Consider the following 22,528-nt stretch of genomic DNA (forward strand, 5'->3'; position numbering starts at 1 on the left):
AAGCATTGCGCGACTAGTGCGCTGCCGCATAGTCTTCCACTTGTTGCCAAACGCGCAAAAGGTTTCCGCTCAATATCTTTTCAATGTCGGTACGGCTATAACCTCTATCCAGCAATCCTTGTACTAGGTTTGGAAAACTCGCCACGTCTTTAAGCCCAATGGGGAGTGAGTCACCTACACCGTCATAGTCTGAACCAATACCCACGTGATCAACACCAATCAGTTTTACCACGTGATCGATATGGTCAAGCACTTCATCAAGGGTTGAATAAGGGTATGGCACTTCTTTGCGATAATTCTCTTCAAAGTTCTCTAGCTTAGGGCTGTCTTCGCCTTCTTTTTCAACCAACGCTTTGCGCGCTGCAGTAAGTCCACTACGCCACTTGCCAGCTTCTTTAGAAACAAAACTAGAACCAAAGTTAATCATAATAACACCGCCATTTTCGCCGAGTTTTTTGATCATCTCGTCGTCCATGTTGCGCTCAAAACCAGGAGTAAAGCGGCGCAGTGAAGAATGTGATGCTATGACTGGCACCTTTGTTAACTCAATAACCTGATAAAAGGCGTCGTCAGAGACATGGGAAATATCTAGCATGATGCCGATGTTGTTCATTTCGCCCACTAAGGTTTTGCCAAACGGGCTAAGGCCTTTCCATTTTCTGCGCAGGTCATACGAAGAATCAGAAATGTGGTTGGCCTGACTATGAGCGAGGGTAATGTAGCGGATGCCGCGCTCGTAAAAAGCCGTTAGATTCGCCAAGTCACCTTGAATAGGAGAACCATTTTCCATACCCATTGGTAGTGAAATTAACCCTTTTTCAAACTGGGATTTTACATCAGAAGGGCTTTTAGCAATGGCAAATTTATCAGGTGCACGGGCTACAATGGCTTCTACTGAATCGATGAGCTCATGGGCAAGCTGTGTAGACTCTGGAGAGTTGTCTAAACTAGCGGGCACATAAATACTCATAAAAGGGGCGTTCAAACCACCGGCTACTGCGCGCGGGTAGTCAAAGTCGCCATCCTGCGTGGCTTTAGTGACATCAACCCACTTTTCCTTTACGCGATAAGGAACATCAATGTGTCCATCAACAATAATAGTTTCTTGTGCGATCTTGATAGCTTTTTCAGATGCTGAATAAGTAGAGGCCTCAGCAAGTACAGAGTGTGAAGCAAAAAGCGCAGAGATAAGTAATGCGCAAGATGAGAGTGGGAAGCGCCCCTTCATAGAAAATCCTTATTTTGTTTTTTTATCGCTTAGGTCAACAACCGCTAACTTAATAGCAATACGAGACTAAAGGATAATGCGCACTACGACAATAGGCTTTTACTTGCTATGCATTTACCTCAGATTGCTCTCGTTAACCCATAAATTAGTCGATATTGCTCATTTTTAGAGCGCTTGTGCTTGTTTACTTCAAGTTTACATTGCAATAAAAATTTAAAACTTGTTATGGTGAAGACTGCGTGACTTCATTGCGCGAATACGGGATACTCCCAAGCGCTCCGCCAATTATCGATGACTACTATGCATCAGCGCGGCCGACGTAATTTTTTAGTGGCACCCGCTCTTCTCACATAATCAAGCCGGGGCCACAGCTAACAAGTATGAGAAATAAATATGGCTATTAATTTTGTACCGCTAGATAAAGAAAAGCATAAAGACCTAAAGGTTGCGGTAAATACATCTTTCAGCTTTGCGAAAGGTACACACCTTGCAGCAGCATCAATCCGTGAGTTTGCTCAACTAGCAGCCACTATGCCGCTAGTATTTATCGAAGACAATAACACCCAGCGCCACCATGTTGTGACTATGCTTGGTATGGAACAAGGTCAAAACCTTTTCCTAACTGGCGACAGCTGGAAAGGCCCTCACGTGCCAATGAATATTCTTCGCTACCCGTTCGACGTACGTCCAGACGGCGACAAGCTTGGTGTTTTCATTGACGAAAACTCTGATCTTATTTCTGACGAAGGCCAGCCTTTGTTTACTGAAGCCGGTGAAGCCAGTGAATTCCTTGATAGCCGTCAGAAGTTTTTGGCAGACCTTGCGAACAGCGAGATGCTAACTCAGCGTTTTGTTGCTAAAGTTGTGGAATTAGACCTTCTTGACCCAATTCAAATTCGTCTTACTTACCAAGACGGTAAGCAGCGCAACGTTACTGGCATGATGAGCATCAACGAGAAGAAGCTTCTTGAGCTACCTGAAGAGCAGGTGCTTGAACTACATAAGCAAGGCTTCCTAGGCGCTATCTATGCAGTTATGATGTCTGTTGGCCAGCTTAACCGCCTTGTTGAGCTTTCTAATGACACCGCGAACCCAATTCGCAGCATGCAACTTTCAGCAGTAAAAGCTGACGCTGAAGCGGCACCAAACGCTTAATTGCTTCTCAATTCTAAATATTAAAAACCCGCTTAACGGCGGGTTTTTTTGTGTCTTTTGTACTTGTTCAGACTTCGTCATGTTTCGTTCAGAAACCGTTAAGTTTTAATGTCTTATCTTACATCTCGTTCCCAACACATTTTTTAAGGACAAAAGACATGAACACTAACACTAATAAGTTAAAAACTACGCTAACTGTACTATCACTTATCACGGCTTCAGTATTTACAGTCTCAGCAGCCCATGCAGCTACACAAAACGAAGTACAGGTAACTGCTGTCGATTTTGAAGGGTTAGATGACAACCTCTACGGTGCAAGATATGTGCGCTACCTTGAAGAAGTTAGCGGAAACAGCGGCGCTTACCTTATCAACCCTTATCTTCAGCGTGTATCTAGTTTATCTGGTGGTTACGCCAATTTAGATGGTATTGACGTATTTAATTTAGGCAGTACTTTTTACCTAGACGATACGTGGATGCTTGCCATAGAAGGCGCTCACAGTAAATTTGACGACGAATTCAGTGACGAAGATTATACCAATATTGACCTAAAGGTAGGATTTAACTTATCCCGTCAATGGCAAATTGGTGCAGGTGTCATCTATCAGCGTGCCACTTACGACTTTAATAATGGTACGGAAAGTTACAGCGAAAGTGCAAATGAGACTTCACCACTTGTATTTACACGTTATACCACGGTAGGGAATGGGGGAACAGGCTGGGACTTTACTGCTCAGTACGTAGCAGACGATATTGACGTTCTATCAGGCAGCGCCAGATATTTCTTCACTCCAGGTTTGAGCGTTCAGGGAAGCTATAGCTATACCAATGCACCAGATGGGTTCGATAATGTAAAAACCGCAGGTGTTGCGCTTGATTACTGGGTAAATGAGCAGTTTTCAGTGTCAGCTAGCTATGAAACAGATATTGATAGCGATGTAGATAGCGACGTGGCTTCACTTACCGCATCCTATCGTTTCTAAGTTAGGGCACCTTGATTATCGCTATGCGTTAGCACGCGTTGATGTAAATGCAGTGAGTTAGCACTAGTCGTGTTAACTCACTCGTTTTTTAACGTGCTGATGAGGCGCAGCTGTTTGAATTACGACTCAGCATACGTGCAATACCGCTGAAAACAGCGTTAAACATAATCGTGAGATCTCGCCGCTTATTTACAGTCAAAAACAGCAGTTCATCGATTAATTACACCTTTATTTTTTCTCACCTGAATATTTTTTAATCTTTTTTACACGCCTAATCATACACTTCCTAAAAATACTGTATATCCAAACAGTTTTAACCCAGTATTTATGCGGCCTTCACGCCTTTTTTCTACTTGACAGTGGGGATCATTGATACCTAAACTGTATCTCAGTGGGTAAATGTGGCGAATTGTGGATCAAATCATCATCACTTTGCAGATTAGTACTCAAAAAACAAGAAAACCAAGAGCAAATAATAAAAGGCTAGGGGAATGTTCCGCGGCGCTAACGCAATCAATCTGGATACAAAAGGCAGACTGGCTATACCGACGAAGTATCGTCAGTCGCTGCTGGATGATTGTCAGGGACAACTGGTCTGCACAGTCGATACACAACAAAGTTGTTTGCTACTTTACCCACTTCCCGAATGGGAAGAGATTGAGCTTAAACTCTCTAAACTTTCAAGCATGATCCCAGCTGAGCGTCGCTTGCAGCGATTGCTACTAGGTTATGCTTCAGAAGGTGAGATGGATAAAAGCGGGCGCATTCTTGTTCCTACTCCACTGCGAAGTTTCGCAAAACTCTCAAAAGAAGTCATGTTAGTTGGTCAGTTAAACAAATTCGAAATTTGGGATGCCGATATTTGGGCACAACAAGTTGAAGCTGATATAGACACCGAACGCAAAGGCGAATTTGAACTTACCGAACGATTACAGGACTTTTCTCTATGACGCAGCCTAGCGAATTTAAACATATTTCAGTATTGCTTGATGAATGCATTGAAGCCCTAGCGATCAAACCGAACGGTATCTACATCGACGCCACTTTCGGCCGTGGGGGGCACTCAGCACATATTTTGGATGCATTGGGCGAACACGGGCGACTCATCGCCTTCGACCGTGATCCGCAAGCAATCAAAGCGGCAGAACGCTTCGCTGATGATAAACGTTTTAGCATTATCCACTCACCGTTTGGTGATATGGCAGAAGAAATCGAAGCGCTGGGACTAACTGGTAAGATTGACGGTGTGCTTATGGATTTGGGGGTGTCTTCACCTCAGCTAGATGATGCCGAGCGTGGTTTTAGCTTCCTTCGTGACGGCCCGCTGGATATGCGTATGGACACCTCACGTGGACAAAGTGCTGCAGACTGGTTGGCTAACGCCGAAGAACAAGACATTACGCAGGTTATTAAAGAGTTTGGCGAAGAGAAGTTCGGCAAACGCATAGCCCATGCCATTGTAAACACGCGCAAAGAAACACCCATCACGCGCACAGCTCAGCTAGCCAAAATTATCGACGAAGCGGTTCCTGTAAAGGATAAGTTTAAACATCCGGCAACCCGTGCATTCCAAGGTATTCGCATTTATATCAATGCGGAACTTGAGCAACTTCGGGTTGGCCTTAAAGCGGCGACGCAAGTGTTGGCTAAAGAAGGCCGCCTTGCCGTTATTTCGTTTCACTCGCTTGAAGACCGTTTAGTAAAACGCTTCATTAAGGATCAAAGTAAAGGGAAATCAGTACCACACAACTTACCGATCACTCAGGCTGAAATAGATGCAGATAAAGTGTTAAAAGCCTTGGGTAAAGCGATAAAACCTTCAGAACAGGAGATTGCGAACAACGTTCGCTCTCGCAGTTCGGTATTACGTGTGGCAGAAAAGTTATGACCAAAGCCGCGCCAGACAAGGCCAGCACTAATTTTAAATTACTGCTAATAATTGTTTCAGATTTGACCCGCAACAAGTTGCGGGTTTTGTTGTATTTAATGGTTATCACAAGTGCCATGGCAGTGACACTAAGCAGTCATCACAACAGACAGCAGGTCATTGCCCTTGAAGACCTTATGCAAGAGAAAGATGAGCTTGATGTCGAGTGGCGTAACCTCGTGCTTGAGCAACGCGCGTTGACCGAGCATAACCGCATAGAAAATCTGGTTGAAAAACAGTTAGAAATGTACCGCCCAACCGCAGACGATGAAGTAGTGGTGAAGTTAAAATGAGTACAACAGCACTTTCTCGCCAACGTAAAAAAACCGGTGCAAAACAAAATGTAACGCCAAGCTTAGTGCACTGGCGCTTTGTCGTTGTGCTTGTTGTTATTATGCTAGTTTTCAGCGTGCTAGCCGCCCGTGCAGCCTATATTCAAGTTATTGAGCCAGACGAGCTAATTCAACAGGGTGACAACCGCACACTAAGAACCCGTGACATGCCAACCTATCGCGGGCTCATTACTGATAGAAATGGTGTTGAGCTGGCGGTGAGTGTGCCTGTTCGGGCCATCTACGCAGACCCTAAGGTTATCCATGAAAACAACGGCTTCGAGGAAGAGCGCCGTTGGGAAGCGCTGGCAGATGTACTGCGCCAAGACGTCAATGAACTCAAAGAAAAAGTGGCAAACCCCAAACGCCGCTTTGTTTACTTGCAGCGTCAGGTGTCGCCTGCCATGGCAGAGTACGTTGATAAACTGGACATTCCAGGCATTTATCTTCGCCGTGAAAGCCGCCGCTACTATCCTACAGGTGAAGTTTCAGCGCAGTTAATAGGCGTAACCGATGTTGACGACACGGGAGTTGAAGGCTTGGAGCGCATGTATAACGAGTGGCTAACGGGCACGCCGGGTTCTCGTAAAATACGCCGCGATGCGAAAGGCCGTCAGGTAGAGATCTTAGAAACAAAATCAGGCGAAAAAGCCGGCGACCTGCAGCTGACTATTGATCAGCGTATTCAGGCACTTGCTTATAAAGAAATTAAAGAAGCCATGATTTATTACCAATCAAGCTCGGCTTCCGCCATTGTCATCGATGTAAAAAGCGGTGATGTGTTAGCCATGGTGAATGCACCGTCGTTCAATCCGAATGACAGAAGCGATATTTCTGCGCACAGAATGCGTAACAGGGTTATAACCGATGCGTTCGAGCCAGGCTCGGCGCTAAAACCGCTGGCCGTTCTTACTGCATTAGAGTTCGGTGAAGTGGAGCCTGAAGACTCAGTAAACACTCACCCTGGATGGATGCGATTAGGCGGCAGCCTAGTAAAAGATTCGCGCAATTACGGCGAACTAACGCTAGAAGAAATTATTCAGCATTCCTCAAATATGGGAACGTCTAAGCTGGCGCTTTCTGTGCCGAAACAGTTCCTGCTGGATACCTATTACAATATGGGCTTAATGAGCGATACCGGGCTTAATATGGCGGGTGAGAGTAGCGGTATCTTTCATGAGCGCAGCCGCTGGTCTGAATTTGAGCTAGCCACGCTGTCATTTGGATACGGCATTTCGGTTACCACTGCACAGTTGGGGCGTCTTTACGCAACGTTGGCGAACGGCGGTATTAAAACACCGCTTAATGTCATCAAGTCGCCAGAGCAACCTTCATGGCAGGCTCAATCTGAGCGGGTGATCAGCGAAGAAAACGCTAACGCTATTGTTCAAATGATGGAAAGCGTAACCCAGCGTGGCGGCACAGCAACAAAAGCGTCGGTACCAGGTTATCGCGTTGCTGGGAAAACAGGAACAAGCCGAAAAGCGGTGGCCGGCGGGTACGGCGAAGAGTACGTCAACATTTTCGCCGGTATCGCACCTGTGTCTGACCCAAGATTAGTGACAATTGTATTGATCAACGAACCTGGCGGTGATTTGTATCACGCGGGGGATACCGCTGCACCTGTCTTTTCATCAATTATGGGTGGCGCACTGCACATGTTAAACGTTACGCCCGATGACAAGCAGGTTACATCTAGCCGCTTATTGAAAGGAGGTCAAAGTGGTAGTTAGTGCCTTTATTCAAAGTATAAAAGCTTTATTGGCGAAATTTGGTGTAGACGCCCCAGATATCCGCGTTGAAGGTTTAACGCTAGACAGCCGAGAAGTAAATACACGCTTAGCGTTTTTGGCAATTAAGGGCCACGAACGTGATGGTCGAGATTTTATACCCCAGGCAATAAGTTTAGGGGCCCGTGTAATTCTGGCGCAAACTGAAGACAGTAGTGCCCATGGTCAGATGGAAATGCGTGACCACAGCGTCATTATCTCGCTGTATGAATTACCACAAATGCTCTCTGCATTAGCTGCTGCATTTTACGACTACCCTGCTCAGAAAATGACGACGGTAGCAGTGACAGGGACAAACGGAAAAACCTCTACAGTTCAATTGCTTACCCAGCTTAAGGATGCGTTAGGTACACGTAGTGCAAGCATCGGAACTTTAGGGAGCAGTGTGTTTGAAGGCGATGAAACCCAGTGGTCGAACACGCCGGCAGCAAACACTACGCCCGATGCCATACGTATGCAGTATTTGTTGGCAGACTTTGTGCAAAGTGAAGTGCGCCATACGGCCTTCGAAGCAAGTTCTCACGCATTGGTTCAAGGTCGGCTTGGTACAGTAAAAACCGATATCGCTGTTTTCACCAACCTTACTCGAGATCATCTCGATTACCACGGCACCATGGAAGAGTACGGCAAAGCCAAGCGCTTGCTGCTTCAGCAGCCAGGTTTAAAGGCTGTGGTATTAAACGCTAATGATGATGAAAGTAAGAAGTGGGATGGTGCAGCAGATAAGTCGATTACACGCATCTGGACAGGTATAGACGAAAGTGGTCTGGATGGAAGCGGTGAAAGTGAATACTTGCGAGAGCATAACACTCCTCAAAGTCGCCATTGTTTCGCCACAAATGCTTCTTATCATGCAGGTGGATGTAGCTTTGAACTGGTGAGTTCGTGGGGAAGCGCTGCTATTTCGCTGCCACTATTCGGAAAGTTCAATATCAGTAATGTATTGAGTGCTATAGGTGCGTTACTCGCTGAAGGTGAGCGTTTTGATGAGGTGGTTAACGCGGTAAATGCAATCACGCCTGTACCCGGGCGAATGGAAGTTTTCCCCGTAACAGGTGCGGCGAACCTAGTGGTGGACTACGCGCATACGCCAGACGCTCTGGAGAAAGTGCTGTTAAGCGCCAAATTCCATACAACGGGCAAAGTGTGGTGTGTGTTTGGCTGTGGCGGGGACAGAGACAAAGGCAAGCGACCGTTAATGGGGCAGGCTGCCGAGGTTGGTGCTGACGCTATTGTGATCACCACAGATAACAGTCGCAGTGAAAGCCCTGAATCTATCGCCGAGGATATCATTGCGGGTTTGAAAAACCGTGAGCTGGCAGTGTCTATTCCCGATCGCGAGCAAGCTATTCGTCATTGCCTTGAGCATGCGCATGAAAGCGACATCATCATCGTGGCCGGAAAAGGCCATGAAGATTACCAAATTATCGGTGACAAAAAGACTAACTATAACGAACGTGCAGTTGTGGCGCGACTGCAACAGGAGTACAGCAAATGATAACAACAACGCTGTCATGGATAGCCGAAAAGGTTAATGGAAAATTATTGAAAGGCGCTGCTGACGTTGAAGTGTCTGCAGTAAGTACCGATACCCGCACCCTAGAAGATGGCGCAGTTTACTTGGCCTTGAAAGGTCCGAATTTTAACGGCCATGATTTTATTTCAACGGCGGAGAAAGCGGGAGCAAGTGCAGTTATTGCCAGTGAAGACGTAGCAACCTCGTTACCTGTCATCATGGTTGAAGATACCAAAGAAGCACTTGGTCTATTAGGTGCGGCAGTAAAAGCTTATGTGGCACCCAAAACGATTGCGATTACCGGAAGCAGTGGCAAAACCACCGTAAAGGAAATGTGTGCCGCTATTTTGGAGCGAAGAGGCAATGTTTTAGCAACAAACGGTAACTTCAATAATGATATCGGTGTGCCGCTAACCCTTCTACGCCTTGAACCTCAGCATGAATATGCAGTGATGGAGTTAGGCGCAAATCACATTGGTGAAATCGCCTATACCACGAACCTTGTTAAGCCGGACGTCGCGACTATCGTAAACGCCGCCGCTTCTCATCTAGAAGGCTTTGGAAGTTTGCTAGGTGTAGCGCGCGCCAAAAGTGAAATTTTTAAAGGCTTAGGCAGTGACGGCGTGGCGGTAGTCAATGTTGATAGCCAGTTTTCTGAATTTTGGCAGGGCAAACTTAAACAGACCAAAACGCTAACGTTTTCGCCCCAGCAGAAAAACGATGCTGATTTTAGAGCAGAAGATATCACTATTGGGCTAGATGGGTGCGCCGCATTCCACTTGGTTTGCCCGCAAGGAGATATGTCTATTCAGCTTACTATTCCTGGCGTTCACAACGTGGGGAATGCCCTTGTCGCTGCGGCATTAACGCTGCAAGTTGGCGCCACACTAGAAAACGTGCGCGACGGCTTACTTGCCATGAAGCAAGTTAGCGGCCGCTTGAATGTAAAGCAGCTTACCGAACAGGTTCGGCTGTTAGATGACACCTACAACGCCAACGTGGCGTCTGTAAATGCGGCAATTGATACGCTAAGTAGCTTTTCAGGTATCCGCGTTCTTGTTCTAGGCGACATGAAAGAGTTGGGTGAAAAAGCGCGTTTTTACCACGAGCAGGTGGGGGAATACGCTAAACAAAAAGGAATTAATTACCTGTATACCATGGGTGTTTTGAGTCAATCAGCTAGTGCTGTGTTTAATGAAAATGGTGGCCATTTCAGCGATGTTGAAAGTTTGTTGGCCGCAATGGAGAGTGATTTGTTAGTGCAGCAGCGCGATATTTCAATTTTAGTTAAAGGTTCACGCAGTTCCAGAATGGAACGTGTGGTAGAGGCGGTAGAGGCCTCTGCGCTGGGAAAGCACGATAGCCGTCGGGAGCGAATAGCATGTTAATTTGGCTAGCCGACTGGCTGACACAATTCGATTCAGGGTTTAACGTATTTTCATACCTTACCCTTCGTGCAATTTTAAGCACGCTGACCGCATTACTTATTGCCATTCTTATTGGCCCTAAGATGATTCGTTATTTGCAGCGTATGCAAATTGGTCAAACTGTACGAGACGATGGCCCGCAAAGCCATTTGTCAAAATCAGGCACACCCACTATGGGCGGGTTACTTATACTCGCAGCAATTGTAGTAAGCGGCCTGCTTTGGGCTGACCTGACTAACCGTTATGTGTTGGTAACCCTTACCGTGGTTGTGGCTTACGGTATTATTGGGTTTGTTGACGACTACAGAAAAGTGATCCGCAAAGATTCGAAGGGGCTTATCGCCCGTTGGAAATATTTCTGGCAATCTGTGGTTGCGCTAGGCGTCGCATTCTATCTATACAGCAGTGCAACAATAAGCGCTGAAACCTCACTACTGGTGCCTTTCTTCAAAGAAGTGTTCCCGCAGTTAGGTGCGTTCTTCATCATTATTACCTACTTTGCCATTGTAGGCACAAGTAACGCGGTAAACCTTACCGATGGATTGGATGGGCTTGCCATTGTGCCCACTATATTGGTGGCAGGCGCATTTGCCATTTTCGCCTATGTGACAGGTAATGCGAACTTTGCTGAATACCTGAATATTCCTCATATTCCGCTTACCAGCGAACTGGTGATTGTGTGTACCGCCATGGTCGGTGCAGGCTTAGGCTTTTTATGGTTTAACACGTATCCGGCACAAGTATTTATGGGTGACGTTGGCTCACTAGCGCTAGGCGGCACACTAGGTGTGTTAGCTGTATTAGTGCGCCAAGAACTCGTGTTAATCATCATGGGTGGTGTTTTTGTTATGGAAACCCTGTCGGTCATCCTTCAGGTAGGTTCTTACAAATTGCGTGGCCAGCGTATTTTTCGTATGGCGCCTATTCACCATCACTATGAATTGAAGGGCTGGCCAGAGCCGCGCGTAATAGTGCGTTTTTGGATCATTTCAATCATTTTGGTGTTGGTGGGTCTTGCTACCCTCAAACTTAGATAAGCGGTAAAGAGATAAATCGTAATGTCGTATAACGTACGTGAGCATAGTTATGTAGTCGGTGGCCTAGGTGTTACAGGTCAGGCTTGCGTGCGCTTTTTGTTGCAAAAGCAGGCAACGGTTAAAGCATTTGATACCCGTGCTAATTTTACCCTAGTTACCGACCCTGATTCTGATATTGATACTGACATGCAAGCGTTTATGGCGGAGAAGGTCACTTGCACTGCTCTAAGCGAAGATTACTTTGATGGTGTAGACACCTTGGTGTTAAGCCCGGGGCTTGCTCTGAATATTGAACAAGTGGCTTTAGCGCAAAAGTGTGGTGTTGAGGTGATCGGCGACGTGGAATTGTTTGCCCGATTAAATGCCTCCACGAGTGATGCTACGCCAGCTAAGCGCGTAGTAGGTATAACCGGCTCTAACGGTAAAACCACGGTTACTTTATTAGTGAACCATCTGCTCAAAAGCTGCGGCGTAAAAAGTATTGAAGCGGGTAACGTAGGTCGCCCTGTGCTTGAAGCGCTTCAAAGTGATGCAGACGTAGTGGTGATGGAGCTATCAAGTTTTCAACTTGAAACAACGTCAAGCTTGGTGCTCGAAGCTGCTACTGTCCTTAATATTTCCGATGATCACCTTGACCGTCACGGTACCCTTGAAGCCTATATCGATGCCAAGCATCGCATTTTTGATAACGCGAAATCTGCGATTGTATGGCGAGACGGTGAGTTTGTAGCGCCAGACGAGCAGATTATTGCTGACGCTAAGGGTAATGCTGCATCAAATGCAGTATCTAATGGCGAATCTAATGCCGCGTCTAATGAAGAGTCGCTAGCGTCAAAAAATATCGTTGAATATGGACTGGGAGAGTCGACCACAGGGTTTGCGATTGCGTCTTTTGACGGTGACGATAGTGCTCGTGACGATGAACAAAGTCTATATATAACGTTTAAAGGCGAAAAGCTTATTGCCCTTAGCGATATTCATTTGGCGGGCATGCACAACGTACTAAACATCATGGCTGCATTAGGCATATGCCAACAGCTAGGTGTTTCGCCAGTGCTCGCGGTTAAACATCTACACAGTTTTAAAGCTGCACCACATCGGTGTGTGGAAATAGCCCGTGTAAACGACATCCGCTATATCGACGACTCCAAAGCAACCAACATTGGCGCCACTGTAGCTGCCCTTGAAGGGTTAGCCCCGACTATACAAGGGAAGCTCATTCTTATTGCAGGTGGTGACGCTAAAGGCGCTGATATAGCCAGCCTCTCGCCTTATCTAACTAAATATGTATCGCACGTGTTTGCTTTGGGCAAAGATGCACACCTGTTTGAAAAGAGTTTTGCGCATACAACTCGTGTGGCAACGATGAAAGACGCCGTAAAAGCAGCAACAAGACTTGCTGCCCCTGGTGATGTTGTGCTGCTTTCGCCTGCGTGTGCAAGTTTAGATATGTTTAAGAACTATATGCATCGCGGTGACGTGTTTAAACAAGATGTACACGACCTACTTAATCTACACAGTAAGAACGACGACGCTGTGGAGGCCACATCATGATTGCTGCCTCTACCAAACTTAGCGCGTTATTTGCCGCGAAGCATGACGGACAACCTTCGGCAACGCATCCCTATGACGTGACGCTTATCTTAATTGCGCTCGCGCTAATGAGTATTGGCATTATTATCGTCACCTCGGCGTCGATGCCGGTGGCCGATAGGCTGCACGACAACCCCTTCTATTTTGCTATTCGCCACGGTATTTACATTGTTGGGGCGATCGTTGCCGCTATGGTAGTGCTGAATTTGCCCATGCAGTTTTGGCGCATGACCAATCCCTATCTTCTGCTCGCGGCCATCGCGCTATTGCTAGCAGTTCTGGTAGTGGGAAGAACTGTAAACGGGAGTACCCGTTGGTTGGCGATTGGGCCTATAACCATTCAAGCTGCCGAGCCTGCTAAGCTCTTTTTCTTTGCCTATTTGGCTGGTTATCTGGTTCGCCGCTACGAAGAAGTGACCGAAAATCTAAAAGGATTTATTAAACCCCTTGTCGTGTTCTTTGCGTTAGCGATGCTATTACTGTTACAGCCAGACTTAGGTACCGTCGTTGTGATGTTTGCAACCACGATTGGCTTGCTGTTTTTAGCTGGTGCACGACTTTGGCAGTTCTTCGCACTGGTGTTTGCAGGCATATTGGCGGTTGTAGCGCTTATCGTGTTTGAAGAATACCGAATGAAACGGGTTACGTCCTTTTTAGACCCTTGGGCTGATCCGTTTGGCGCTGGTTATCAGCTAACCCAGTCTTTGATGGCCTATGGCCGCGGTAACTGGTTTGGGCAAGGCCTAGGCAATAGTTTGCAAAAACTGGAATTCTTACCCGAAGCACACACTGACTTCGTTATGGCCATCCTAGCGGAAGAGCTAGGTTTCGTTGGTGTGCTTGCCGTACTCGGCCTTATTTTGTGGATGGTGTTGCGTGCACTGAGCATTGGAAATAAGGCACTTGAAAAAGGGCGAGCGTTTGATGGTTACATGGCTTACAGCATAGGCATCTGGTTCAGTTTCCAAACGGCGGTAAATATTGGTGCAAGCGCAGGTATTCTGCCAACAAAAGGGTTAACACTGCCGTTAGTTAGCTACGGCGGCTCGTCACTTATCATCATGTCAGTAGCAGTAGCCATATTACTTCGTATCGATTTTGAATTACGGGTTGATGGCGTACAGGCGATTGGCCGGGGCGACAGCAAATCCGGTAAGAGCAAGGCCCGCCGTAAAAAGCCTATTCCTACAAGCGCGTCGCAAACTAAAGCGTCACAAGCTGAAGGTGAGGCAAGTGTAGAGAGCGGGGCCGATGAAGCGGATTTTTCTACAGCGACGGTTGAAGCTAAACCTAGCGCCAAAACATCAAGTACAGAAGACGAAGGAAAAGCTGGCATTAAAGCTATACTCGCGCGGGTAGCGCAGGAGGCTGATAATGGCTAAGCGTTGCTTAATTATGGCTGGCGGTACAGGCGGGCATGTTTTCCCAGGGCTTGCAGTGGCAAACGCGCTTCGAAAGGAAGGTTGGGACATTCATTGGCTAGGCACCGCCGAGCGGATGGAAGCGCAAGTTGTGCCTAAGCACGACATACCTATTCACTTTATTCCGGTAAAAGGGCTTCGTGGCAAAGGTGTTACGGCACGTCTTCAAGGTGCTGTTGCGTTAGTTAAAAGCTTATTTTCTGCAAGGCGAATTATAAAGCGCCTTCAACCTGATATCGTTGTTGGATTTGGCGGTTACGCTAGCGGCCCTGGTGGGGTTGCTGCAAAGAGCTTAGGTATTCCCGTTATTGTGCATGAACAAAATGCAGCGGCAGGCATGACCAATAAGCTTCTTAGTAAATTCGCAAGTCGCGTGCTTCTGGGCTTTGACGATGCCAAAGAACAATTTTCAGGTGGCGCTACTAAGGTGCATACTGTGGGCAATCCTGTTCGAGATGAAATTTGGCAGGTGAAGCCCAAATCTGTAGACATTGACGCAGACGCTCGTGAAAACACCACAGGGCATAAACGAGGCCTTAATTTACTTGTTGTAGGCGGCAGTTTAGGCGCACAAATTCTCAATGAAACCGTGCCGGAGACTTGCGGGGTGCTAGAAGGTTTATCAATCAAACACCAATGTGGAAAAGGCAACAGTGAAGGTGTCATTAAAGCCTACACGTCGGTGGGCGCAGATATGTCGAAAATCGATGTCAGTGACTTTATTGATGACATGGCCGCAGCTTATGAATGGGCAGACTTTGTTGTCTGTAGAGCCGGTGCGCTTACGGTAAGTGAAGTTGCAGCTGCCGGACGCGCAGCGATTTTCGTACCGCTACCTTTTGCGGTTGACGATCACCAAACAAAAAATGCGCAGTCGTTAGTAAAGCAAAATGCGGCACTGATGATTGCTCAATCTGTATTGAAAGAAAATTTAGGGCAGGCGGTGCGTCAGTGGTTACAACACCCTGAAGGCTGCTTAAAGATGGGTGCTGTTGCGAAAACATGTGCAAGCACTCATGCCACGGAAAATGTAGTAAGCCACGTTAAAAGCGTGGTAGGAGTAGGGGACTAATGGTTTTTAAAACCCCATTTGAAAGCCCGCAAATGCGCAGGGTTAAAAATATATTCTTTATTGGTATCGGCGGTGCCGGTATGGGTGGTATTGCCGAAGTATTATTAAACGAAGGTTATGCTATTGCTGGCTCTGACATACAAGAAGGGCCAATGACACAGCGGCTAAGCGAATTAGGTGCTGATGTGAAAATAGGCCACCGTGCGGAAAATGTTGAAGGCATGGACGTTATTGTGGTGTCTAGCGCCATCAACGAGCAAAACCCAGAGATTATCGTGGCTCGTGAAAAGCGCATTCCGATTATTCGCCGTGCAGAAATGCTGGCAGAATTGATGCGATTCCGCCACGGTATTGCGGTGGCGGGTACCCACGGCAAAACGACTACAACCAGTTTGATTTCAACGATTTTCGCAGAAGCGGAGTATGATCCTACGTTTGTTATCGGTGGTTTGCTTAACAGCGCTGGTACGAATGCGCGACTAGGCAAAAGCCGTTATCTAATCGCAGAGGCTGACGAGAGCGATGCGTCCTTCCTTCATTTGCAGCCGATGGTTTCCGTGGTGACCAATATTGAAGCCGACCATATGGATACTTATGGTGGCGATTTCTCAAAGGTGAAAGATACCTTTGTTGATTTCTTGTCGAACCTACCCTTTTACGGGCAGGCCATCGTGTGCGGTGACGATGCAAATATTCAAGAGATTCGCCCTCGTATAGGCCGAAGTATTCTGACCTACGGTTTTGAATCTCACAATGACTATCGCGCAGAAAATGTTTCACTGTCATTCGGTAAAGCGAATTTTACGGTTATTCGCCCAGAACGCGAACCGTTAGATATAACGCTGAACCTCACCGGTAACCACAACGTGCTTAATGCCCTTGCCGCTATCGCTGTAGCAACGGATGAAGGTGTAGATGACGACGCTATCATCCGCGCATTAGCCAGCTTTGGTGGAATAGGTCGTCGTTTCGAGCAGTTAGGTACGTTTACTACCAGTAAGGGCGAGGTGTGTTTGGTGGATGACTATGGTCACCATCCAACCGAAGTAAGAGCGACTATCGCTGCGGCTCGTGCAAACTGGCCTGATAAGCGCTTGGTTATGGTTTATCAACCACATCGCTTTACGCGAACCCGCGACCTTTACGAAGACTTTGTTGAAGTACTGTCGAGTGTTGATGCCTTGTTGCTTCTGGATGTATATGCTGCCAGTGAACAACCTATTGAAGGCGCTGACAGTAAAGCGTTGTGCCGCTCCATTCGTCAGCGTGGTCAAATCGAGCCTGTATACGTAGGTGACAAAGACGCCTTACCAGCTATTTTGGCGAATATCATGCAAAATGGCGACATTGTTATGACACAAGGCGCGGGAAATATCGGACAAATTGCTAAGCTCTTAGCTCGTCACGCGCTAGAGCCGATCACACTTGCAAAGGAAGGGGAATAAGATGTTTACACCTTCAGTAAGTATTCACTCACAGAAAACCCACTCGCCGAACGAGTATGGCAAAGTAGCTGTGCTTCTCGGCGGTGATTCTGCTGAACGGGAAGTATCGCTTAATTCGGGCAATGCGGTGTTAAATGCATTGTTACGACAAGGCGTAGATGCGTTTGCGTTTGACCCAGCAGAGCGACCTCTGACCGACCTTATCGACCTCAACGTCGATAGAGCGCTCATTATGCTGCACGGTCGCGGTGGTGAAGATGGCTCTATGCAAGGAGCCCTTCAGTTCCTAAAAATCCCCTATACCGGAAGTCGAGTTTTAGGTTCTGCACTGGCAATGGACAAAATTCATACTAAGCAAGTGTGGCAAAGTTTAGGCTTACCCACTGCAAAATATGAAATTGCTGATAAAAGGCACTTTGAAGCTGGTAAGTGCAGCGCTATAATGGATAAATTGGGGAATGAAGTCATGGTAAAACCGGCCAGAGAAGGGTCGAGTATTGGCATGGCAAGAGTGACAAGCGCTAAACAGCTCGAAACTGCCATTCAGGACGCCTTTAAATACGATAATCAAGTCCTGTTAGAGCAGTATATAGATGGCCCCGAATTCACTGTTTCTGTATTGCAGGGACAGGCGTTGCCGTCTATTCGCATGTCTACTCCACATACATTCTATGATTATGCTGCGAAATATCAGGATAATACAACAGAATACTATTGCCCAAGCGGCTTGTCTGAAGAGCAAGAAGCACAGCTAGCAAAACTAGCATCCCGTGCTTTTGATGCTATTTCTGGCAGCGGCTGGGGTAGAATTGACGTTATGCAGGACAACCAAAGGCAGTTTTATTTGCTAGAGGCGAACACAGTGCCTGGCATGACAGAAAAAAGTTTGGTGCCTAAGGCAGCCAAAGTTGCAGGATTAACTTTTGATGAACTGGTATTAAGTATTCTTTCTACCAGTTTTGATGACGTTGCAAACAAGGCGTAAACGTGGCTGATACCAACACTAATCAAGGTAAGCCCGCTTCTGCAAAGAGCGGCAAAAGTAAAACGGCAGTGTGGGGCGGCGTCGCTTTCTTACTGTTTGTTATTGCTGGATTAGTGTTTGGTGGGCTTAAAGCAAACCAGTATTTGCAGGATGAACAGCAAATGCCGGTACAGGTTATCGATTTTTCTGGTGATTATCAGCACATCGATATTACAAAGCTAGAGCGGTTAATACGCAAGGCGCAGCCTGGAAGCTTTTTCGCGCTTGACGTCAACGAAGTATTTGAGCTTGTTGAAGCGCAGCCTTGGGTTTATCGCGCGTCAGTAAGAAAGAAGTGGCCAAATACGTTAAAAATTTATTTGGTTGAGCAGCAGCCGGTTGCGCAATGGAATGAAGATTTGTTGTTAAACCCTTATGGCGATACGTTTAACGACGAAGGCGTGAAGTTAGACTTACCGCGCCTTTACGGCCCAGGTGGCAGCGAAAAAACCGCCCTTGAAGGCTACAACGCCATGCACGCGTTGATTGCGACGACGGATATGACGTTAGACGAGCTGTCCTTAAGCGAGCGATTTGCATGGCAAGTGCAGTTGAAAAACGGCATTAAATTGAATTTAGGACGTCAGGAGTTTATCGATAGGCTACAACGCTTTATTGATGTTTATCCACTTCTGGCGCAACAAGAGAAGGCGGTGAAATACGTCGACCTTCGCTATGACACGGGCGTAGCAGTCGGATGGAAAGACGACAGCGCCACAGATGAAGAGAGTTAAGGAAACCATGTCAAAACCTGCTGAACGCAATTTGATTGTAGGACTAGATATCGGCACCAGCCAAGTAAAAGCTGTTGTGGGTGAATTACTAGAAGATGATCAAATCAGTATTGTTGGCGTGGGCACCCATGCATCGAAAGGCATGGATAAGGGCGGCGTTAACGATTTGAACCTGGTGGTGAAATCGGTCCAGCGTGCAGTAAACGAGATGGAGTTAATGGCAGATTGCCGTGTGTCTTCAGTTTTTATGTCTATCTCGGGACGACACGTTAAGTGCCAAAATGAAAATGGCATGGTACCGATTAACAATCAGGAAGTAACACAAGAAGACGTAGATAACGTTATTCATGCAGCGCGCAGTGTGCCAATTGCAGCGGAACGTCGTCTACTACACGTGTTACCACAAGAATTTACTATTGATGTGCAGGAAGGGATTAAGAACCCTATTGGCATGTCGGGAGTAAGAATGGAAGCGGATGCTCACATTATTACCTGTGCCGACGATATGGCAAAAAACATGGTGAAATGTGTTGAGCGTTGTGAACTTAATGCCGATCAGCTGATCTTTTCAGCGTTGGCATCGAGTTATGCGGTACTGACTGACGACGAGCGCGAGCTTGGCGTATGTGTGGTTGATATCGGTGGTGGTACTATGGATATGGTTATCTACACCGATGGCGCTATTCGTCACACGGCGGTAATACCGGTTGCGGGTAATCAAATTACCAGCGACATTGCTAAAATATTTAGAACGCCTATTAGCAATGCAGAAGAAATTAAGGTGAATTACGCCTGTGCATTGAAGGATATGGTGAGTATGGAAGACAGCATTGAAGTGCCTAGCGTGGGCGGACGCCCAGCTAGAGTGATGTCTCGTCATACGTTAGCCGAGGTGATTGAACCTCGCTATCAAGAGCTTTTTGAGCTGGTACATGATGAAATTCGTGCCAGCGGTCTGGAAGAGCAAATCGCTGCAGGCGTTGTGCTTACAGGCGGTACCGCTAAGATGGAAGGTGCCGTGGAATTTGCCGAAGAACTTTTCCAGATGCCCGTGCGCGTGGGCAAACCCATCAACGTAAAAGGCTTGTCCGAATATGTTGATGACGCTGGATTTGCGACAGTCGTAGGACTGCTGCAATATGGCAAAGTACAATCTGACAATAAGAAGTCCAGTACGCAGAAGACCGGTGAAAGCTTATTTCATCGAGTGCAAAGCTGGTTTAAAGGTGAATTTTAATTTTATTTTGGGGGCGCTATAGCTACGGCATCAAGGCTAGCAGGAAGCAATTAGCCTAAGGGAATGACCTGGCGTAGTGTTTAAAAGACGTACAACCGGAGAGTAAGTATGTTCGAATTAATGGATAGTCACGGCGAAGAAGCCGTAATCAAAGTCATCGGTGTCGGTGGCGGCGGCGGCAATGCCGTTGAGCACATGGTGTCTCAAAGCATTGAAGGCGTAGAATTTATTGCAGTTAACACCGATGCACAGGTGCTTCGCAGCTCAAGTGCAGACGTTACACTTCAAATTGGCTCAAGTGTAACAAAAGGGTTAGGTGCGGGTGCTGATCCGAACATTGGTCGAGAAGCAGCACAAGAGGACAGAGAAACCATTCGTCAGGCGCTAGACGGTGCAGACATGGTTTTCATTACTGCCGGTATGGGCGGTGGTACAGGAACGGGCGCAGCGCCAGAAGTGGCAAAGATTGCTCGCGAAATGGGCATCCTTACGGTAGCGGTAGTTACTAAGCCATTCCCATTTGAAGGTAAAAAACGCACCTCGTTTGCGGAACAGGGCATTGTTGAGTTGTCTAACAACGTTGACTCGCTAATTACCATTCCTAATGAAAAGTTGTTAAAAGTAATGGGTCCAGGCACGCCGCTTCTTCAAGCGTTTAGCGCTGCAAATGACGTATTACGCGGTGCAGTTCAAGGTATTGCCGAACTGATTACCCGTCCTGGTCTAATCAACGTTGACTTCGCAGACGTACGTACCGTTATGTCTGAGATGGGTAAAGCGATGATGGGTAGTGGCGCTGCAAGCGGTCCAGACCGTGCTGAAGAAGCTGCGGAAGCCGCGATTGCCAGCCCGCTTCTTGAAGATATCGATTTGTCAGGCGCGCGCGGTATTCTTGTGAATATTACTGCGGGTCCAGATTTCGCTATCGACGAATTTGAGACTGTTGGTAACGCCGTTAAAGCGTTTGCCTCAGAGAACGCCACAGTGGTTGTGGGTACAGTAATCGATATGGAAATGACAGACGAGCTTCGCGTAACGGTTGTTGCGACCGGTATTGGCGCAGAGCGCAAGCCTGACATTTCGCTAGTAAGCTCTGAAGGCTCTCGTCTAACACAGCCTGCAAAAGAATACGGTAACACGCAATCAAGTGAACCACGTTCTGCAGTAGGCGGTACAGAGGGCAATCAGGCGCTGAAGGCCGACGACAGTGCACAGCCAGAAAATGATTTGGAATATTTGGATATTCCTGCATTTCTTCGTAAGCAGGCAGACTAATTTAGCTGCCTGAAACGGAAGGGAATTATTTCGCGTTTGTGATGTCTCACCTAGTAAGGTGTACATACACGACGTGAAAAATTCGCGTGAATGGATTAACAAAATACGTAATCTGACAGAGTAAAATCCGTCAGATCGGGTGTTCTTTGACATGTGAGTAATAACTCACTATAATTCGCGCCCGCTTTTTTTAATAGGTAAAAGCTTAAGCAGATGATTAGACAACGTACAATCAAGCAATCGGTCCAAGAGACCGGAATTGGGCTTCATAAAGGGGAAAAGGTCACAATGACTCTCCGACCTGCGCCAGCAAACACGGGTATCGTGTTTAGGCGTGTTGACCTTGAACCACATGTTGACATACCTTCGCGTGCGAACGCGGTAGGTAATACCATGCTGTGTACGTGCCTGAACAACGAAGACGGTGTGACTATCCAAACGGTAGAACACTTAGCGTCTGCGCTTGCAGGTTTAGGTATCGACAATATTATTGTTGAAGTAGACAGTAACGAGCTGCCAATTATGGACGGAAGTGCTAGCCCGTTCGTATTCTTGCTTCAATCTGCCGGTATCGAAGAGCTAAACGCGCCTAAGCAATTTATTCGTATTAAAAAGCCAGTTCGTGTAGAAGATGGCGATAAGTGGGCCGAATTAGTGCCTTACGACGGTTTCCGCGTTGATTTCCAAATTGACTTCGATCACCCAGTGATCAGTCAGACTCGTCAGCATATGGTGATGGATTTTGATTCATGCTCATATGTAAGCGAAGTTAGCCGTGCACGAACTTTTGGCTTTATGCGCGACTTAGAGTACATGAATGCTAACAACCTAGCGTTGGGTGGCAGCATGGAAAACGCAGTGGCGTTGGACGAATTCCGCGTACTCAACCCTGAAGGGTTGCGCTACGACGATGAGTTCTTAAAGCATAAGATTTTGGATGCTATCGGTGACTTATACCTTGGCGGCCATAGTCTAATTGGTGAATTGCGTGCGTACAAAACAGGCCATGGTCTGAATAACAAGCTATTAAATGCAGTACTTGCGCAAAAAGAGTGTTGGGAGTTCGTAACCTATGACTCGCAGGAAACAGCACCAATTCGTTATGCTCAGCCCGCATTAGCGTAAGAATTTTAAAAAGCCGCCTTACGGGCGGCTTTTTTTCGTATGGCAATTACTGAAATAAATGATACAGTAGCCGAATAATTAATATAAATTTCACCCATGTGACATAAAAACGATAGGTCGAAGGTTGTCGCCTTTGGCTAAAAACACATTCATCGTGGTATGAAGTGGTATGAAAAGAGTGGCGTGAAACAGCAATTTTCTTCGTGG

The 22,528-nt window shown here is 46.9% G+C and carries 19 protein-coding genes; 18 read left to right on the top strand and 1 reads right to left on the bottom strand.

Features of this window, described 5'->3' with window-relative positions:
• Positions 1 to 13: 13 nt before the first annotated feature.
• Positions 14 to 1,228 (bottom strand): dipeptidase, encoded by a 1,215-nt coding sequence (locus tag AWH61_RS09340; RefSeq protein ID WP_075176892.1) that lies wholly within the window; start codon positions 1,226 to 1,228, stop codon positions 14 to 16.
• Between the two features lie 393 nt (positions 1,229 to 1,621).
• On the opposite strand from AWH61_RS09340, the gene AWH61_RS09345 reads away from it, so the two are divergent.
• The 18 genes from AWH61_RS09345 (at position 1,622) to lpxC (ending at position 22,321) form a co-directional block, all read left to right on the top strand.
• Positions 1,622 to 2,383 carry a SapC family protein gene (locus AWH61_RS09345; RefSeq protein ID WP_075176893.1) on the top strand — a complete coding sequence of 254 codons (762 nt, stop codon included), beginning with the start codon at positions 1,622 to 1,624 and terminating at the stop codon, positions 2,381 to 2,383.
• A 158-nt stretch (positions 2,384 to 2,541) separates the two neighbouring features.
• On the top strand, positions 2,542 to 3,366 hold the full coding sequence (locus AWH61_RS09350) for a putative porin (RefSeq protein ID WP_075176894.1): 825 nt from the start codon (positions 2,542 to 2,544) through the stop codon (positions 3,364 to 3,366).
• 491 nt (positions 3,367 to 3,857) lie between these two features.
• Positions 3,858 to 4,316, top strand: coding sequence for a division/cell wall cluster transcriptional repressor MraZ (gene mraZ, locus AWH61_RS09355; protein ID WP_012519465.1), 459 nt, complete (start codon positions 3,858 to 3,860; stop codon positions 4,314 to 4,316).
• Positions 4,313 to 5,254, top strand: a complete 942-nt coding sequence (gene rsmH / locus AWH61_RS09360) for a 16S rRNA (cytosine(1402)-N(4))-methyltransferase RsmH (protein ID WP_014950437.1) — start codon at positions 4,313 to 4,315, stop codon at positions 5,252 to 5,254. Before mraZ ends, rsmH begins: the two co-directional genes overlap by 4 nt.
• Complete coding sequence (ftsL, locus tag AWH61_RS09365) at positions 5,251 to 5,586, top strand: cell division protein FtsL (protein ID WP_014950436.1); 336 nt, start codon at positions 5,251 to 5,253, stop codon at positions 5,584 to 5,586. The genes rsmH and ftsL overlap by 4 nt, the downstream gene beginning before the upstream one ends.
• A complete protein-coding gene (locus AWH61_RS09370; protein WP_014977227.1) occupies positions 5,583 to 7,358 on the top strand; it encodes a peptidoglycan glycosyltransferase FtsI in 1,776 nt (591 codons plus the stop codon). The genes ftsL and AWH61_RS09370 overlap by 4 nt, the downstream gene beginning before the upstream one ends.
• Positions 7,348 to 8,913, top strand: a complete 1,566-nt coding sequence (locus AWH61_RS09375; protein WP_075176895.1) for a UDP-N-acetylmuramoyl-L-alanyl-D-glutamate--2,6-diaminopimelate ligase — start codon at positions 7,348 to 7,350, stop codon at positions 8,911 to 8,913. The genes AWH61_RS09370 and AWH61_RS09375 overlap by 11 nt, the downstream gene beginning before the upstream one ends.
• Entirely contained in the window at positions 8,910 to 10,319 is a 1,410-nt protein-coding gene (locus tag AWH61_RS09380) for a UDP-N-acetylmuramoyl-tripeptide--D-alanyl-D-alanine ligase (RefSeq protein WP_014977225.1), read from the top strand. Before AWH61_RS09375 ends, AWH61_RS09380 begins: the two co-directional genes overlap by 4 nt.
• Positions 10,313 to 11,395, top strand: coding sequence for a phospho-N-acetylmuramoyl-pentapeptide-transferase (gene mraY, locus AWH61_RS09385; RefSeq protein WP_014950432.1), 1,083 nt, complete (start codon positions 10,313 to 10,315; stop codon positions 11,393 to 11,395). Before AWH61_RS09380 ends, mraY begins: the two co-directional genes overlap by 7 nt.
• 21 nt (positions 11,396 to 11,416) lie before the next feature.
• A complete protein-coding gene (murD, locus tag AWH61_RS09390) occupies positions 11,417 to 12,949 on the top strand; it encodes a UDP-N-acetylmuramoyl-L-alanine--D-glutamate ligase (protein WP_075176896.1) in 1,533 nt (510 codons plus the stop codon).
• Positions 12,946 to 14,370, top strand: a complete 1,425-nt coding sequence (gene ftsW, locus AWH61_RS09395; RefSeq protein WP_075176897.1) for a cell division protein FtsW — start codon at positions 12,946 to 12,948, stop codon at positions 14,368 to 14,370. Before murD ends, ftsW begins: the two co-directional genes overlap by 4 nt.
• Positions 14,363 to 15,481 (top strand): undecaprenyldiphospho-muramoylpentapeptide beta-N-acetylglucosaminyltransferase, encoded by a 1,119-nt coding sequence (murG, locus tag AWH61_RS09400; protein ID WP_075176898.1) that lies wholly within the window; start codon positions 14,363 to 14,365, stop codon positions 15,479 to 15,481. Before ftsW ends, murG begins: the two co-directional genes overlap by 8 nt.
• On the top strand, positions 15,481 to 16,926 hold the full coding sequence (gene murC, locus AWH61_RS09405; RefSeq protein WP_075176899.1) for a UDP-N-acetylmuramate--L-alanine ligase: 1,446 nt from the start codon (positions 15,481 to 15,483) through the stop codon (positions 16,924 to 16,926). Before murG ends, murC begins: the two co-directional genes overlap by 1 nt.
• 1 nt (position 16,927) lies before the next feature.
• Entirely contained in the window at positions 16,928 to 17,911 is a 984-nt protein-coding gene (locus tag AWH61_RS09410; RefSeq protein ID WP_014950427.1) for a D-alanine--D-alanine ligase, read from the top strand.
• A 2-nt stretch (positions 17,912 to 17,913) separates the two neighbouring features.
• Positions 17,914 to 18,684: a cell division protein FtsQ/DivIB gene (locus AWH61_RS09415; protein ID WP_014977223.1), complete on the top strand. Its 771-nt coding sequence runs from the start codon at positions 17,914 to 17,916 to the stop codon at positions 18,682 to 18,684.
• 7 nt (positions 18,685 to 18,691) lie between these two features.
• Positions 18,692 to 19,921 (top strand): cell division protein FtsA, encoded by a 1,230-nt coding sequence (gene ftsA, locus AWH61_RS09420; RefSeq protein WP_075176900.1) that lies wholly within the window; start codon positions 18,692 to 18,694, stop codon positions 19,919 to 19,921.
• Between the two features lie 108 nt (positions 19,922 to 20,029).
• On the top strand, positions 20,030 to 21,196 hold the full coding sequence (gene ftsZ, locus AWH61_RS09425; protein ID WP_014980042.1) for a cell division protein FtsZ: 1,167 nt from the start codon (positions 20,030 to 20,032) through the stop codon (positions 21,194 to 21,196).
• Between the two features lie 213 nt (positions 21,197 to 21,409).
• The gene (lpxC, locus tag AWH61_RS09430) at positions 21,410 to 22,321 is read left to right on the top strand and encodes a UDP-3-O-acyl-N-acetylglucosamine deacetylase (protein ID WP_014980041.1); all 912 of its coding nucleotides are present in this window, start codon (positions 21,410 to 21,412) and stop codon (positions 22,319 to 22,321) included.
• Positions 22,322 to 22,528 lie beyond the last annotated feature (207 nt).

Origin of the sequence: Alteromonas sp. W12 (genome assembly GCF_001924945.1) — a bacterium.
GTDB lineage: Bacteria > Pseudomonadota > Gammaproteobacteria > Enterobacterales > Alteromonadaceae > Alteromonas > Alteromonas macleodii.